Source organism: Desulfacinum infernum DSM 9756 (assembly GCF_900129305.1).
Taxonomy (GTDB): domain Bacteria; phylum Desulfobacterota; class Syntrophobacteria; order Syntrophobacterales; family DSM-9756; genus Desulfacinum; species Desulfacinum infernum.
Window position 1 is genome coordinate 1 of sequence record NZ_FQVB01000007.1, and the last position, 15,107, is coordinate 15,107.

A 15,107-nucleotide genomic window follows, 5' to 3' on the forward strand; every position below is an offset into this window, starting at 1 on the left:
TTCTGCGTAAGCGCAGCGGACGAAAGGGGATCAGCCGAGGCCGCGATCATAACAGATGGCCGAATGCTTTCTTTGAGCGCCATGGGTTGTACAGCCTCGTGGCAGCCCATCGCGCAATGCTCCAGTCCTCAGCGGGGTAAAACCACCAACCGGAGAGCCGTATGCGGGAGATCCGCACGTACGGTTCGGAGGGGGGAGGGACTCGGCAACGAGTCCTTCCTACCCCTATCAAAATGGCACGGACCCATCGGGTAGGGGCGGGGGTTATCCCCGCCCGCTAATCACGCGGTGTAAAAGACACCCGAAGAAAAAATCGCTCGGTTTAGGTTACTGGCAATTCTGGATCCCCGCTTTCGCGGGGATGACGAAGGGGCGTTGAACGGCGCAAATCTGCCGTTGTCGGACTGCCTCCTACGCTTCGTGCCCTCGGGCCGTCCGGGGGGTGTTTCGGGATGCGGCGGGTGACTTCCTGAAAATCTCGGAAAAGATCGAGGAGGAACGGGTGGTTCCGCAAATCGGATCAAGCACAGGTCCGACGGCCCTTCACGGCCGTCTGAGAAGATTCCTGTGGGCGGCCGCGGCTGTCTGGGTGTTCCTGGGGGGCTGTTCCGGGGAAAAAGCGCCCACCGCGCCGGAGTCCCCCCGGGTGTCCGGGGTGCCGGTCCTCGCCGTCCGGGAGACGTCGATTCCGGAAACGGTGGAATTTCCCGGGACGGTGAAGGCCGCCGTCTCTTCCGTCCTTTCTTCCAAGGTTCTGGGACGGGTCACGGCGGTCCAGGTGCGGGAAGGGGATCCGGTCCGCAAAGGCCAGGTGCTGGTGGAGGTGGACGCCCGCCAGGTGACGGCGGGTCTTCGGCAGGCGGAGGCGGGCCTGGAACGGGCCCGGTTTGCGGTCCGGGAAGCCGAGGAGGCGGTGCGCGTGGCCGAGGCCGATCTCAAGGCGGCTCGGGCCGACCGGGAACTGGCCCGGGTGACCTTTGAGCGGTTCAAGAATCTTTTCGCCCGAGAGTCCGTCAGCGCCCAGGAATTCGATCAGGTGGCGGCCCGATACAAGGCGGCTTCCGCCCAGGTGGAAAAGGCCCGGCGCGCCGTAAAGGCGGCCGAAGCCCGGAAGGCCCAGGCCCGGGCCATGGAGCAGGCGGCCGAGGCGGCCCTGGAAGACGCCCGGTCTTTGCTGGACTACGTTCGGATCGCGTCCCCCGTGGACGGCGTGGTGACGGCAAAACACGTTGAGGTGGGCCAGATGGCCGCTCCCGGCGTGCCTCTGATGACCGTGGAGGATACGAGCCGGTACCGGCTGGAAGTGCCCGTGCCCGAAAGCTCCCTGGGTTTCGTCCGCCTGGGCGACCCGGTGCCGGTCTTCTTCCCCGAGGCCGCGGAACCGCTCACGGGACGGGTTTCGGAGATCGTCCCGGCTCTGGATCCCGCCACCCGCACGGCCTTGGTCAAGATCGAGCTGGGGGAAAGGGAAAAGGGGAGAGGGGAAAGGCTAAAGGCTAAAGGTCAAAGGGGAAAGGTTAAAGGTGAAAGGGACGAGGGGAAAGGTGAAGGGCTAAAGGGGAAAGGTGAAAAGGACAGGGAAGGAGGAGAAGGGGTAGAAAAAGGGGAGAAGTCGGACGGGAGCTCCCAGGCGCAGAGCACGGGAACGCAGCCGGGAGGCAGGAAGGCCGAGGAATCGGACCTTTCTCCTTTCCCCTTTGACCTTTCGCCCTCCATCGTCTTTCGCTCGGGTGCGTTTGCGCGGGCCCGGTTTTCCGTGGGGGAACGGACGGCCGTCCTCGTTCCCCGCGAGGCGGTCTATGAACGCGGCCAGCTCACCGGCGTTTACGTGGTGGAAGCCGACGGGAGGGTCCGTGCCCGGCTGGTGCGCCTGGGCAAAAGCCTGGACGGGAACGTGGAGGTCCTTTCCGGCCTGGAACCCGGCGAGCGCATTGTTTCCCGCATCGTGCCCGGTCTTGTGGACGGCGCCCAACTGGTCCGAAACTGAGAGCGATCCATGAGCGTACATCTGGGAATAGCCGGAAGACTGGCCAAGGCCTTCGTGGATTCCAAGCTCACCCCGCTCGTCATCGCCGCGTCCCTGCTGCTGGGGCTGGGCTCCGTGGTGCTGCTGCCGCGGGAAGAGGAGCCCCAGATCGTCGTTCCCATGATCGACATCTTCGTGGGCATGCCGGGGGCGTCGGCCAAGGAGGTGGAGGAGCGGGTCACCAAGCCCATGGAGAAGCTCCTGTGGGAGATTCCCGGGGTGGAGTACATCTACTCCACGTCGTCGCCGGGAAGATCCTTCGTGGTGGTGCGCTTCCGGGTGGGCGAAGACGAAGAGGAGAGCATCGTTCGGCTGAACCAGAAGATGTTCGCCAACTTCGACCTCATCCCGCCGGGGGCGACCCCTCCGCTCATCAAGCCGCGGTCCATCGACGACGTGCCGATCCTGGCCCTCACGCTGTGGAGCGACCGGCTGGATCACTACGACCTTCGGCGCGTGGCGGCCCAGCTCCACGACCAGATCAAGCAGGTTCCCAACGTCTCGGAAGTCAAAATCATCGGCGGACAGCGGCGCCGGATCCGCGTCCTCCTGGATCCCGCCCGGATGGCTTCCCGTGGCGTGTCGGCCGACGGCCTCCTGCAGTCCTTGCAGGGCGCCAACCGGGCCATTCCTTCGGGACGCATGGTTTCGGGAAATCGTGAAATCGTGGTGGAATCCGGCGAGTTCCTCCGTTCCGCACAGGACGTGGGATCGGCGGTGGTGGGGATTCACGGCGGACGCCCCGTCTATCTCCGGGACGTGGCGCGGATCGAGGACGGGCCGGAGGAGCCGGCCGACTACGTCCTGTTCGGGACGGGGCCCCGCTACCAAGGCGATCCGGTCCGGGGACTTCACCCCGCCGTGACCCTTTCGGTCGCCAAGCGCAAGGGGACCAACGCCATCGACCTGGCGGAAACCATCCTGCACAAGGTGGAGGGCCTCAAGGGATCCCTCATCCCCCGGGACGTGCGGGTCACCGTCACCCGAAACTACGGGGAGACGGCCAAGGAAAAATCGGATGAGCTCCTGAGCCACATGACCATCGCGGTCATTTCCGTGAGTCTCCTGATCCTTTTCACTCTGGGCGTGAGGGAGTCGGGCGTGGTGGCCATCGCCATTCCCGTGACGCTCTCCCTGACCTTGGCCGTCTTCTACCTGGGCGGCTACACCCTGAACCGGGTGACCCTCTTCGCCCTCATCTTCTCCATCGGCATCCTGGTGGACGACGCCATAGTGGTGGTGGAAAACATCGTGCGCCACTACCGCATGCCGGAAAACCGGGGCCGACCCGTGTCGGAAGTGGCCGTGGAGGCGGTGGCGGAGGTGGGAAATCCCACCATCCTGGCCACCTTCGCGGTGATTGCGGCCATCCTTCCCATGGCCTTCGTGCGCGGCCTCATGGGGCCCTACATGCGGCCCATTCCGGTGGGAGCCACGGCGGCCATGCTCTTTTCCCTGCTGGTGGCCTTCGTCATCACGCCGTGGGCCAGCGTGAGGATCCTGAGCCGCCAAAAGGAGGAAGGGCGCCAGGAAGAAGGATGGACCACCCGGCTCTACCGGAGGGTCATGAAGCCGCTCCTTCACCGGCCGCTGTGGCGCTACGGGTTTCTCGGCTTCGTGGTGGTCCTGCTGCTGGCGGCCTGCAGCCTGGTGCTCTTCAAGGCCGTGCGCGTCAAGATGCTTCCCTTCGACAACAAGAGCGAGCTGCAGGTGATCATCGACATGCCGGAAGGGAGCAGCCTGGAGGAGACGGCCGCGGCGGCCCGCCACATGGCTGAGGCGGTGGCCGCAACCCCCGAGGTGACCCAGTACCAGATCTACGTGGGAACCGCCTCCCCCCACAACTTCAACGGCCTGGTCCGCCACTATTTCCTTCGCCGGGGCGGCAACGTGGCGGACATCCAGGTGAACTTCGTCCCCAAGGGGGACCGCGAGACCCAGAGCCACGACATCGCCAAGCGGCTGCGACCCGAGATCCAAAAGATCGCCGCCCTTTACGGCGCCAACGTGAAGATCGCCGAAATCCCGCCGGGACCTCCGGTCCTCCAGACCCTGGTGGCGGAAATCTACGGCCCCGACTACGACCGGCAGATCCGGATCGCCCGACAGGTGAAGGAGATCTTCGAAAACACCGACGGCGTGGTGGATGTGGACTGGTACGTGGAAGACGACCAGCCCAAGGTGGCCTTTTCCGTGGACCGGGAGAAGGCCGCCCTCCACGGCGTGAGCGTGGAACAGGTGAGCCGGGTGCTTTCGGCGGCCGTGGCCGGAGCGCCCGTGGGACTGGCCCATATCCCGCAGGAAAAGGAGGACGTTCCCATCGTCCTTCGGCTGCCGCAGGAAGAAAGGTCGAGGGTCGCCCGGATCCTCTCCCTTCGGGTCCTGAACCCGGCCGGAAGGCTGATTCCCTTGAGCGAGCTGGTGCGGGTGCGGGAAACCGTCGAAGACAAGAGCATCTACCACAAGAACCTGCTTCCCGTGGTGTATGTGACGGGGGACGTGGCGGGCGAGGAGGAAAGCCCCGTCTATGCGATCCTCAAGATGAACGAAAAGCTGGACGAGCTGGTCCTTCCCGAGGGCTACCGGCTGGAACGGCACGTGGCGGCGCTTCCCCTTTCCACGGAACGCTATTCCATGAAGTGGGACGGCGAATGGCACATCACCTACGAGGTCTTCCGGGACCTGGGGCTGGCTTTCGCCGCCGTTCTGGTGCTCATCTACATCCTGGTGGTGGGCTGGTTTCAGTCCTTCGTCACGCCCCTCACCATCATGGCGGCCATCCCCTTTTCCCTGGTGGGGATTCTGCCGGCCCACGGTCTTTTCGGCGTCTTCTTCACCGCCACGTCCATGATCGGATTCATCGCCGGGGCGGGCATCGTGGTGCGAAACTCCATCATCCTGGTGGACTTCGTGGAGCTGCGCCTCCAGGAGGGCATGCCGTTGGAGGATGCGGTGGTGGACGCCGGCGCGGTGCGGTTCCGGCCCATGGTCCTCACGGCCGTCTCCCTGGTGGTGGGGGCGGCGCCCATGTTGCTGGATCCCATCTTTCAGGGCCTGGCCCTTGCTCTCATGTCCGGGGAGGTGGCGTCCCTGCTGCTTTCGCGCATGGCCGTGCCCATTCTCTATTTCCTGAGCCGTCGCTGACGGTGCGGGGCGCACCCGAAGATGCGCCCCGCCGGGGAGGTGAGGAGGGAGGGGTTAGAGCAGGGTGTCGATGGGAACGTATTCCAGGCCGAAGGCGTCGGCCACGCCCTTGTAGGTGACCTTGCCGTCCACCACGTTGGCGCCCAGCTTGATCTCCTGGTTTTCCTGCATGGCCCGCTTCCAGCCCTTGTTGGCGATTTCCACCGCGTAGGGCAGGGTGGCGTTGGTGAGGGCCAGGGTGGAGGTCTTGGCCACGGCGCCCGGCATGTTGGCCACGCAGTAGTGGATCACGCCGTCCACCACGTAGATGGGATCCTTGTGGGTGGTGGGCTTGGACGTTTCGAAGCAGCCGCCCTGGTCGATGGCCACATCCACGATCACGGCCCCCTTCTTCATGGTGGGCAGCATGTCTCGGGTGATGAGCTTGGGGGCCTTGGCGCCGGGGATGAGCACGGCGCCGATGACCACGTCGGCCTTCTTCACCAGTTCCCGGATGGTGGCCGGAGACGACATGAGCAGGAAGCAGTTGGCGGGCATGACGTCGCTCAGGTACCGCAGCCGTTGAAGGTTCATGTCCAGCAGATAGACCTTGGCGCCCAGGCCGCAGGCCATCTTGGCCGCGTTGGTGCCCACCACGCCGCCGCCGATCACCACCACCGTGGCCGGTTCCACGCCGGGAACGCCGGCCAGCAGGATGCCCTGGCCTCCCTGGGGCATCTCCAGGTACTTGGCCGCTTCCTGGATGGCCATGCGCCCCGCCACTTCGCTCATGGGCGTGAGCAGCGGCAGGGATCCGTCGGCCTTCTGGATGGTTTCATAGGCGATGTTCACCGACCGGCGCCGGATGAGGGCCTTGGTGAGCTCCTCATCGGCCGCCAGGTGAAGGTACGTGAAGACGATCTGGCCTTCCCGGATGAGGTCGTATTCCGGCGGCAGCGGTTCCTTCACGTGCATGACCATGTCCGCCCGGTCGTAGATCTCCTTGGGGGTCGCCACGATCTCGGCTCCGGCGGCCCGGTAGGCTTCGTCCGGAAAGCCGCTTCCCACCCCGGCCTGGGTTTCCACCAGCACCGTGTGGCCGTTCTGGCGCATCACTTCCACGCCCGCCGGCGTCATGGCCACGCGGTTTTCTTCCGTCTTGATTTCCTTGAGCACTCCGACGATCATCTGATTTCTCCTTTGCTTGGTTTCATTCGACGTTTCGTTCCGTACACGAGGATTGATAGAGCTCCTTGGCGTGGTAGGAGCTTCGAACCAGCGGGCCGCTGGCCACTTCCTGAAATCCCATCTCCAGGGCCTTTTCTTTCCATGCCTGGAATTCTTCCGGGGTGACGAACCGGTCCACCGGCAGATGTTCCCTGGACGGCTGCAGGTACTGGCCCAGGGTGAGCATCTGACAGCCCACGTCCAGAAGATCCCGCAGGGTCTGTCCGATTTCCTCGTCCGTCTCCCCCAGGCCCAGCATGAGCCCGGACTTGGTGGGGATGTGGGGGGCGTGCCGGCGGGAGCGGCCCAGGAGTTCCAGGGAGCGTTGGTAGCGGGCTCCGGGCCGCACCGTGTCGTAAAGGCGCGGGACCGTCTCCAGATTGTGGTTCAGGACATCCGGAGCGGCATCCAGCACCCGGTGCAGGGCGTCCCGGCTTCCCTGGAAGTCGGGGATGAGGACTTCCACGAGGGCTTCGGGAATGCGTTCCTTCACGGCCCGGATGGTGTTCGCGAAGGCTTCCGCCCCGCCGTCCGGCAGATCGTCGCGGGTGACGGAGGTGATGACCACGTAGCGCAGGCCGAGGCGCGCGGCGGCGTCGGCCACTCGCCGGGGCTCGTGGGGGTCCGGGGGGCCGAGGGGGCCGTGCTCCACCGCGCAAAACCGGCACCGCCGTGTGCAGCGTTCCCCCAGGATGAGGAACGTGGCCGTTCGGTGCGAAAAGCATTCAAACTGGTTGGGGCAGCGGGCTTCCTGACAGACGGTGTGCAAGGCTCCGTCGTGGAGAAGACGTCGGACCTGCTGGTAGGACGCGTCGGACGGAAGACGGCGGCGCAGCCACGCGGGCTTGCGGATCCGGATGGGGTGTTCCTGGTTGGGTGCCGTCATGGCCGGTTTCCTTTGGCGCGGTTCACGGATCACGGTTTTCAGTTTTCAGTTCACGGTTCGCGGTTTTCGGATCACGGTTATCGGTTTACGGCTTACGGATCACGGATCACGGTTTTCGGTTCACGGGCTGAAGGTCCAGCCCCAGGACGTGGGCCGTGTGGTGGAGGACGCTTCGGCGCACCGCCTTCATGTCCAGGGTTTTTCCCGTTTCCCGGGCCAGCGACGTCATCTCCACGCCCGCCAGGCCGCAGGGGTTCACCCAGCCGAAAGGTTCCAGATCCACCACGGCATTCAGGGCGAAGCCGTGGAAGCTCACCCCGTGGCGGACGGCGATCCCGATGCTTCCCAGCTTCTTGCCGTTCACCCACACGCCCCGGTTTCGGCCGTCCCGGCGGGCGGAGACCCCGAAGTCCGCCGCCGTTCGGATCATGATCTCCTCCAGGGCCTCCACGAAGGAGACCACCTTCCAGCCCGCGGACGGCAGGTGCACGATGGGATAGCCCACCGCCTGGCCCGGCCCGTGGTAGGTGATGTTCCCTCCCCGTTCGATGGGAACCACGGGGATGCCCCGACGGCGCAGCATCTCTTCGGGAACCGTGAGGTTCTCCAGGCCGCCGCGCCGGCCCAGGGTGAAGACCGGGGGGTGTTCCAGCAGGATGAAGACGTCCCGGTCCAGACGACCCGCGTGCCGGGCGTCCACCAGGGAGTGTTGGAGCTCCAGGGCCTCCCGGTAGTCCAGGACCGGGATGTCCATCAGGAGTCCGGGGCGTCGTTTCGTCCGGGCCGGTGTGTTCATGGTTTCCGCGACTCCCATGACCTGTGACGTGTCCCCTTCGGTACGGCTCGGCACCGTCGGAGCTACTGACCTAATCTGAGCGATTTTTTCTTCGGGTGTCTCTTACACCGCGTGATTAGCGGGCGGGGATAAACCCCGCCCCTACCCAATGGGTCCGGGGCTTTTTGTAGGGGCGGGCTTTACGCCCGCCCTTCAGGAGCTGTCCATTAGAAAGAACCGTCCAATTCAGGATTGAAAAACTCATTCGCGTCTATTTGCGTTCATTCGCGGTTTTCTTTTACCTTAACCTGCCAGGCAGGGCCGGCGGGCCGCCTCCGCCTCGTTGAGTCGGCGCAGCTTGGGCTTGCTGGGCGCCTGGCGCACCCGTTCCGGATCCTCTTCCGCCTCCCGGGCGATGGCCCGCATGGCCTCGATGAACCGGTCCAGGTCCTCCTTCGTCTCCGTCTCCGTGGGTTCGATCATGAGCGCTCCCTGCACCACCAGCGGAAAGTAGATGGTGGGCGGATGGAACCCGTAGTCCATGAGCCGCTTGGCGATGTCCAGCGTGGTCACCTTGTGGGCCTGCTGCTTCTTGTCCGTGAAGACGCATTCGTGCATGCAGGGCCGGTCGAAGGGAAGGTGATAGACGTCTTTCAGCCGCTCCTTGATGTAGTTGGCGTTGAGCACGGCCAGCTGGCTCACCTTCTTCAGTTCCGGGCCCATGGACAGGATGTAGCTGTAGGCCTTGATGAGCACGCCGAAGTTGCCGTGGAACGTGTGCACCTTGCCGATGCTCAGCGGGAAATCATCCGAGAGACGGTAGGTGCCGTCTTCCCTCACCACCCGGGGGACCGGCAGGAAGGGCTCCAGTTCCTTGGTCACGCACACGGGACCCGCTCCGGGACCGCCGCCGCCGTGGGGCGTGGAGAAGGTCTTGTGCAGATTGAGGTGCAGCACGTCCACGCCGATGTCCTTCATGTTCACGATGCCCATGACGGCGTTCATGTTGGCCCCGTCGCAGTAGACCAGGCCGCCGTTTCGGTGGACGATCTCGGCGATCTCCTTGATGTTTTCCTCGAACAGCCCCAGCGTGTTGGGGTTGGTCACCATGATCCCGGCGGTTTCCTCGTCCATGAGGGCCGCCACCGCTTCCGGGTCCATGACGCCCCGGTCGTTGGACTTGAGCGGAACGGCCTGGAAGCCGCACAGGGCGCAGCTGGCCGGATTGGTGCCGTGGGCGGTGTCGGGGATGAGGATCTTGGTGCGGTTTTCGCCCTTGTTTCGGAAATGGGCGGCGAAGATGAGCATGCCCGTGAGCTCGCCGTGGGCGCCGGCGGCCGGCTGCAGGCTCACCGCATCCATTCCCGTCACTTCCGCCAGGAGCTCCTGCAGGTGTGCCATGAGTTCCAGCACGCCCTGGCACAGCTCATCGGGAAGGAGCGGATGGGCACCGGCGAAACCGGGAAGCGACGCCTGCCGCTCGTTGGTCTTGGGGTTGTACTTCATGGTGCAGGAGCCCAGCGGGTAGAAGCCCGTGTCCACGCCGAAGTTCCACTGGGAAAGACGGGTGTAGTGGCGGATCACCTCCACTTCGCTCAGGTCCGGAAAGTCCGGGCCGGAGCCGGCGTAGCGCTCGTCCAAGGCCTTTCGTTCCACGTCGCGCCGCGGCAGGGAATAGGCGCTGCGGCCCGGTTTTCCGCGTTCCCACAGCAGCGGCTCGTTCAGGATGAGACCGGTGGTACCCTGGGATGTTGTCATGACGAAACCTCCCTGATAAGCGCGTCCAGATCGTCGCGGGTCTTGGTTTCGGTGACGCAGAAAAGGTAGTGGCCGTCCAACTCGGGGTAGAGGCGAGCCAGGGGAAGGCCGGCGACGATCTTTTGCTGCTGGAGCCGCTTCCAGGTGTCCGCGAAGCCGGCCGGAGCCTTCAGGACGAACTCGTTGAAGGTGGGTGCGGCGAACGGAGCCGAAAAGCCCGCGGCCAGGAGTCCTTCCTTCAGGTATTCCGCCTTGTCGTGGTTGAGCTGGGCCAGCTCCCGGATGCCCGTTCCGCCCAGGGTCGCCATGAACATGGCTGCCGTCATGGCGCACAGGCCCTGGTTGGAGCAGATGTTGGACGTGGCCTTTTCCCGGCGGATGTGCTGTTCGCGGGTGGACAGGGTGAGCACGAACCCCGGGCGTCCTTCCAGATCGGTGGTGCGACCCACCAGGCGGCCGGGCATCTTGCGCACGTGCTCCTGGCGCGTGGCGAACATGCCCAGACCCGGCCCTCCGAAGGACTGGGGATTGCCGAAGCTCTGGCCCTCGCCGCAGACGATGTCCGCTCCCTGGGATCCGGGGCTCTTCACGATCCCGAAGGCCAGCGGTTCACTGAAGCAGGCCACGAAAACGGCTCCGGCATCGTGGATGGCCCGGCCCGCCGCCTCCAGGTCTTCCAGGCAGCCGAAAAAGTTGGGCGACTGCACCGCCACGGCGGCCAGATCCTCGATTCCGCCGATGCCGGAAAGGTCCGTGGTGCCGTCGGCCAAAACAGGCAGCTCCACCACGTCGTAGCCGGTGGGCTCGAAGTAGGTGGCCACCACGCGCCGGTAGAAGGGGTTCACGGCCCGGGAGACGGCCACGCGCCGCTTCTTGCGGGTGATGCGAAAGGCCATGAGGAGCGCTTCGGCCAGGGCGCTGCCGCCGTCGTACATGGACGCGTTGGCCACATCCATGCCCAGAAGCCGGGCGGTGAGGGTCTGGTATTCGTAGATGCCCTGGAGGGTGCCCTGGCTGATCTCCGGCTGGTAGGGGGTGTAGGCGGTGCTGAATTCCGAGCGGCCCAAAAGGTAGGAGACCGTGGAGGGGATATGGTGCTCGTAGCTTCCGGCGCCCAGATAGACCTTCCAGGAATGGGCCGACGCCATGCGGGCCGCCAGGCGGTCCATGTGGGCGTTCAGCTCCCATTCGGTGAGGGGCTCCGGAAGGGTCCAGGCGTCCTTTCTTCGGCAGGCCTCGGGAACGCCCGCAAAGAGCTCCTCCAGGCTGTCGGCTCCCACGGCTTTAAGCATGGAAGCCACGTCGTCGGGTGTATGCGGCAGGTACCTCATGATTCCATCCCCTTGAGGTGTTCCAGGTAGGCGTTCTTGTCGAGAAGTTCATCCATCTGGGCCGGGTCTTCCGGCTTGATGCGGATCATCCAGCCGGCGCCGTAGGGATCCTTGTTGACCAGGTCCGGGGCGCCTTCCAGTTCTTCGTTCACTGCCACCACCTCGCCGGCCACCGGCATGTAGAGCTCGCTCACGGCCTTGACCGATTCCACCGAACCGAACTCTTCGCCCTTGTCGAAGGAATCGCCCACCTGGGGCAGCTCCACGTAGACGATTTCCCCCAGCTGGTCCTGGGCGAAGTCGGAGATGCCCACCACCACCTGGTCGCCCTCCAGGCGGGCCCACTCGTGGTCTTCCGTGTAACGAACGTCTTCGGCCAGGATCAATTCATGGATTTCCTTCATGGGGAGCCTCCTTTTCTATGGTTTAGGCAAGCATCTGTCGGATGGGACGCCGCGCGGTCCTGTGGGGCCGGACGTCGTCGGTGAGAACCACGCGGATGGAACGGCGCCGGTCCTTGAGCACCACCGGGGTGCCCGCCGGCAGGTCCGTTCTGATTTTCACGAAGCCGCAGCTGAGGCCGCGGGGCTGGAATCCTTCCGGCTTGTCGGGGCTGGTGACCGAATAGATGCGGTCTCCAACCCGGCCGATGGCCATGTCGGTGACGCAGGTGAGCACCGTGCCCAGGACGTTCCCCTCCTCGTCCAGCACCTGGGCGTCGTGGGGGTCGGCGAGCTTTCTCAGGTCGAAGCCCACGAAGGCCTTGGTGAATTCGGGAGTGTCCAGGTCCAGCAGGGCGCGGGCGCCGAGGAAGTCCTTGGTGAAGCCGGTCTTGTCTTCGCCGAAGGGCAGGGCGAAGTCCCAGGGATGATGGATGAAGGGCCAGGGGCCGATGTCCTGGTGGGACAGGGGAAGGACGGCCCCGGCCCGCAGGGAATCCCGTGCGGCCAGGCCGCAGGGAAGGAGCCCGTCGGCGGCGCCCGCTTCCAGAAGCGCCTCCCACAGGCGCGTCACATGTTCCGGGGCGATGAAGAGCTCGAATCCGAATTCGCCCGTATAACCCGTACGGGAAAGAAGCAGGGGGGTGCCGTCCTTGAGGGTCACCGCCGGGGCGTTCCCGTGGACGGGATCGAAGTGGCCCTTGAAGGAGAAATAGGCCATGCCCGAAAAGGCCGCCTCCGGATCGGCCAGGATGCGTGCCAGGATCTTGCCGGAAAGAGGTCCCTGGAGGTCCATCTTGCCCACCCGGTCCGTGAGATCGACGATCTCCACGGAGCGGGACCCCGCCTGCTCCCGAAGGTGGGCCGCCACCGGAGCCCCCATGCCGGCATTCACCACCACCAGGAACTCGTCGGATCCCACCCGATAGACGATGGAATCGTCCAGGGCCTCGCCCCGCTCGTTCAGAAAGGCGCCGTACACGCAACGGCCCTCCGCCAGCGGCTTGCGGGCGGGACCGATGCAGCGCTCCAGATCCTTGGTGAACGTCCACTGCAAAAGCTCGAAAGCACCGGGGCCCCGGACCGAAACGGCTGCCATGTGGCTCGTGTCGAAAAGCCCGGCGGCCTGCACCACCGCCAGGTGCTCCGCCTTGGCCCCCGTGGGGTACCAGACGGGCATGTCGTAGCCGCCGAAATCGGCCATGTTGGCGCCGCGGGCCGTGTGCCAGGGGTGCAGGGGTGTCGTCTTGGGTGCCATGGAGGCCTCCTCTCTTAAAGAACGTAGGGAACCTTGAATTTCAAGGTCTTGTAAACCACGAAGGTCTCCACCGACTGGACATTGGAAACCTTGGAAACCTCTTCGGTGTAGAACTTCAGCAGGTCGAACTCCTCGTTCAAAAGAACCATCACCATCAGGTCGTAGCGGCCCGTGACGATGGTCACCGCCACCACGCCCCGAAGGGATCCAAAGGCTTCCGCCGCCTTCACCATGTCCATGTCGTGGAGCTTGACGCCCACGATCACCAGCCGGTGCCCGGGAAGGGCCGCCGGGTCCACCGCGCCCGTGATGCTCAGGACCCCCTCGTCCATGAGCTTCTGCACGCGGTTTCGGACGGTGTTCTCCGTCAGGCCCAGGTCCTCGGCGATCTTGCGGTAGGGCGTCCGGCCCCGGCGCAGCCGCTTGATGATGGCCATATTGGTGTCGTCGATCTTCATGCGCCTCTCCATGCGCAGGGGTTTTTTGTTGTTCCAAGAGCTCCCTATGAATTGCTGATTTCCTCAAAAAAGGCAACCAAAATTTATGGTATCCGAAATATGGATGGGAAGAAAAAGCAAAACAGCGAAAAAAGGAGAATGCACAGGATTGAGGGCGTATTGTGAAGGAAAACGCATGTTGATTCCTTCAAACATTTCTTGACCCTGGAGAGGCCATGGAGTAAGGCAGGCCCTGCCTGGAAAAGGGAGCGGGGTCCGGGTCGTTTTCCGCAACCCGCTCGTTCCGAACACAACCCATCCGCCCGGGTGTCGGGGGTTTCAGCGGGCCCGCCGTCCGGGCCAAGACCGAGGAATCCTTCATGGAAAGACATGTCCTCATCATCGGTGCAGGGCCCGGGGGCTATGTGGCGGCGGTGCGCGCCGCCCAGGCCGGCGCCCGGGTCACGGTGGTGGAAAAGGACCATGTGGGCGGCACCTGCCTCAACTGGGGCTGCATCCCGTCCAAGGTCCTCCTGCACGCCACGGAAATCCTGGAAAAGGCCCGCCACGGGGCGGATTTCGGTCTCCGTTTTCCCGAGCCGCCCGCAATGGACCTGGCCCGGCTCATGGCCCGGAAAGAGAAGGTCGTGGACGATCAGCGAAAAGGCATCCGGGCGCTTTTCCAGCACCATAACATCCGGCTGGTGGCGGGGCGAGCCCGCCTGAGCGGGCCGGGGCGGGCCCGGGTGGATCTTTCCGACGGGGCGGTGGAGGAACTCGCCTGGGATCGGCTCATCCTGGCTCCGGGGACGCGGCCCATGGGCCTTCCGGGCTTGGAGCCGGACGGGGAGCGGATCTGGTCCAGCGACCACGCCCTTTCCATGGAGGAGGTTCCCCGATCCGTGGTGATCGTGGGCGGCGGGGTGATCGGCTGTGAATTCGCCACGATTTTGAGCGCCCTGGGGGCGCAGGTGACCATTGTGGAGGCCCTGGACCGGCTGCTTCCCCTGCCGTCGGTGGATGCGGACTGCTCCAAGGTCCTGGAGCGGGAGATGAAAAAACGGAAGGTGGCTCTCCATCTGGGCCGGACGGTTCAGGACCTTCACCTGGACGGCGACGGGCTGTCTGTGGTGCTGGGACCGTCCCCGTGGGTGGAGCCGCCCAAGGGAAAGAAGGCGGGACCCGTGGCCGTGGCCTGTGACAAGGTTCTGGTCTGTGTGGGCCGAAGGCCCAACACGGACGATCTCGGGCTGGCGGAGCTGGGGGTGGCCGTGGACGAAAGGGGGTGGATCAAGGCCGACGAATCGATGCAGACCCGTGTGGAAGGGGTTTACGCCATCGGCGACGTCCTGGGGCCTGCCAAGGTGATGCTGGCCCACGTGGCCTCCAGCGAAGGGCAGGTGGCGGCCTCCTGCGCCCTGGGGGGGCGGGAGCGCATGGACTACGACGCGGTGCCCGGTGCCATCTTCTGCCGTCCGGAGGTGGCCACGGTGGGGCTCACGGAGGCCCAGGCGGTGGAGCGGGGTGTGGACGTGCGGGCCGACACGGTGCTTTTGCGAACCATGGGCAAGGCCCAGGTGCTGGGGGAACTGGCCGGCATGGCGAAACTGGTGACCGAAAAGGGATCGGGCCGGCTGTTGGGGGCGCATCTTGTGGGGGCTCACGCCACGGAGCTCATCGCCGAGGCGACCCTGGCCGTGCGACACGGCATGACGGCCGACGACCTGGCGCGAACCATCCATGCCCATCCCACCCTGGCGGAGGTGATGGCGGAAGCGGCCTTCAAGGCCACGGATCGGGCGCTGCACGGCTAGGAGACTGTCCGAGAACTCCGCAAATCGTCACT

11 protein-coding genes are annotated in these 15,107 nt (G+C 65.0%); 3 read left to right on the forward strand and 8 right to left on the reverse strand.

What is annotated here, in order from left to right:
- Nucleotides 1–502: 502 nt before the first annotated feature.
- Together BUB04_RS03910 and BUB04_RS03915 are read left to right on the forward strand one after the other, a co-directional pair.
- Complete coding sequence (locus BUB04_RS03910; RefSeq protein ID WP_178371894.1) at nucleotides 503–1,987, forward strand: efflux RND transporter periplasmic adaptor subunit; 1,485 nt, start codon at nucleotides 503–505, stop codon at nucleotides 1,985–1,987.
- A 9-nt stretch (nucleotides 1,988–1,996) separates the two neighbouring features.
- On the forward strand, nucleotides 1,997–5,170 hold the full coding sequence (locus tag BUB04_RS03915; RefSeq protein WP_073037155.1) for an efflux RND transporter permease subunit: 3,174 nt from the start codon (nucleotides 1,997–1,999) through the stop codon (nucleotides 5,168–5,170).
- Nucleotides 5,171–5,224: 54 nt separating this feature from the next.
- On the opposite strand, the gene ald is transcribed toward BUB04_RS03915, so the two are convergent.
- The 8 genes from ald to BUB04_RS03955 all read right to left on the reverse strand — a co-directional run bounded on the left by ald (nucleotide 5,225) and on the right by BUB04_RS03955 (nucleotide 13,282).
- Nucleotides 5,225–6,337, reverse strand: a complete 1,113-nt coding sequence (gene ald, locus BUB04_RS03920) for an alanine dehydrogenase (RefSeq protein WP_073037157.1) — start codon at nucleotides 6,335–6,337, stop codon at nucleotides 5,225–5,227.
- 22 nt (nucleotides 6,338–6,359) lie between these two features.
- The gene (gene lipA, locus BUB04_RS03925; RefSeq protein WP_073037159.1) at nucleotides 6,360–7,262 is read right to left on the reverse strand and encodes a lipoyl synthase; all 903 of its coding nucleotides are present in this window, start codon (nucleotides 7,260–7,262) and stop codon (nucleotides 6,360–6,362) included.
- A 106-nt stretch (nucleotides 7,263–7,368) separates the two neighbouring features.
- Nucleotides 7,369–8,058, reverse strand: a complete 690-nt coding sequence (lipB, locus tag BUB04_RS03930) for a lipoyl(octanoyl) transferase LipB (RefSeq protein ID WP_218588362.1) — start codon at nucleotides 8,056–8,058, stop codon at nucleotides 7,369–7,371.
- 282 nt (nucleotides 8,059–8,340) lie between these two features.
- Nucleotides 8,341–9,795: an aminomethyl-transferring glycine dehydrogenase subunit GcvPB gene (gene gcvPB / locus BUB04_RS03935; protein WP_073037161.1), complete on the reverse strand. Its 1,455-nt coding sequence runs from the start codon at nucleotides 9,793–9,795 to the stop codon at nucleotides 8,341–8,343.
- Nucleotides 9,792–11,126, reverse strand: coding sequence for an aminomethyl-transferring glycine dehydrogenase subunit GcvPA (gene gcvPA / locus BUB04_RS03940; protein WP_178371895.1), 1,335 nt, complete (start codon nucleotides 11,124–11,126; stop codon nucleotides 9,792–9,794). Before gcvPA ends, gcvPB begins: the two co-directional genes overlap by 4 nt.
- Complete coding sequence (gene gcvH / locus BUB04_RS03945) at nucleotides 11,123–11,530, reverse strand: glycine cleavage system protein GcvH (protein ID WP_073037164.1); 408 nt, start codon at nucleotides 11,528–11,530, stop codon at nucleotides 11,123–11,125. The genes gcvPA and gcvH overlap by 4 nt, the downstream gene beginning before the upstream one ends.
- A 22-nt stretch (nucleotides 11,531–11,552) precedes the next feature.
- Nucleotides 11,553–12,824, reverse strand: coding sequence for an aminomethyl transferase family protein (locus BUB04_RS03950; protein ID WP_073037166.1), 1,272 nt, complete (start codon nucleotides 12,822–12,824; stop codon nucleotides 11,553–11,555).
- A gap of 14 nt (nucleotides 12,825–12,838) precedes the next feature.
- The gene (locus BUB04_RS03955; protein WP_073037167.1) at nucleotides 12,839–13,282 is read right to left on the reverse strand and encodes an Lrp/AsnC family transcriptional regulator; all 444 of its coding nucleotides are present in this window, start codon (nucleotides 13,280–13,282) and stop codon (nucleotides 12,839–12,841) included.
- A 359-nt stretch (nucleotides 13,283–13,641) separates the two neighbouring features.
- Here BUB04_RS03955 and lpdA point away from each other — a divergent pair, with 359 nt between their 5' ends.
- Nucleotides 13,642–15,075 (forward strand): dihydrolipoyl dehydrogenase, encoded by a 1,434-nt coding sequence (gene lpdA, locus BUB04_RS03960; RefSeq protein WP_073037169.1) that lies wholly within the window; start codon nucleotides 13,642–13,644, stop codon nucleotides 15,073–15,075.
- The last annotated feature ends 32 nt before the right edge of the window (nucleotides 15,076–15,107 follow it).

Excerpts from the sequence above, each read along its gene's own strand:
- BUB04_RS03915 (WP_073037155.1), top strand. The coding sequence starts at position 1,997 with ATGAGCGTACATCTGGGAATAGCCGGAAGACTGGCCAAGGCCTTCGTG.
- ald (WP_073037157.1), bottom strand. The coding sequence starts at position 6,337 with ATGATCGTCGGAGTGCTCAAGGAAATCAAGACGGAAGAAAACCGCGTG.
- lipA (WP_073037159.1), bottom strand. The coding sequence starts at position 7,262 with ATGACGGCACCCAACCAGGAACACCCCATCCGGATCCGCAAGCCCGCG.
- lipB (WP_218588362.1), bottom strand. The coding sequence starts at position 8,058 with ATGAACACACCGGCCCGGACGAAACGACGCCCCGGACTCCTGATGGAC.
- gcvPB (WP_073037161.1), bottom strand. The coding sequence starts at position 9,795 with ATGACAACATCCCAGGGTACCACCGGTCTCATCCTGAACGAGCCGCTG.
- gcvPA (WP_178371895.1), bottom strand. The coding sequence starts at position 11,126 with ATGAGGTACCTGCCGCATACACCCGACGACGTGGCTTCCATGCTTAAA.
- gcvH (WP_073037164.1), bottom strand. The coding sequence starts at position 11,530 with ATGAAGGAAATCCATGAATTGATCCTGGCCGAAGACGTTCGTTACACG.
- BUB04_RS03950 (WP_073037166.1), bottom strand. The coding sequence starts at position 12,824 with ATGGCACCCAAGACGACACCCCTGCACCCCTGGCACACGGCCCGCGGC.
- BUB04_RS03955 (WP_073037167.1), bottom strand. The coding sequence starts at position 13,282 with ATGAAGATCGACGACACCAATATGGCCATCATCAAGCGGCTGCGCCGG.
- lpdA (WP_073037169.1), top strand. The coding sequence starts at position 13,642 with ATGGAAAGACATGTCCTCATCATCGGTGCAGGGCCCGGGGGCTATGTG.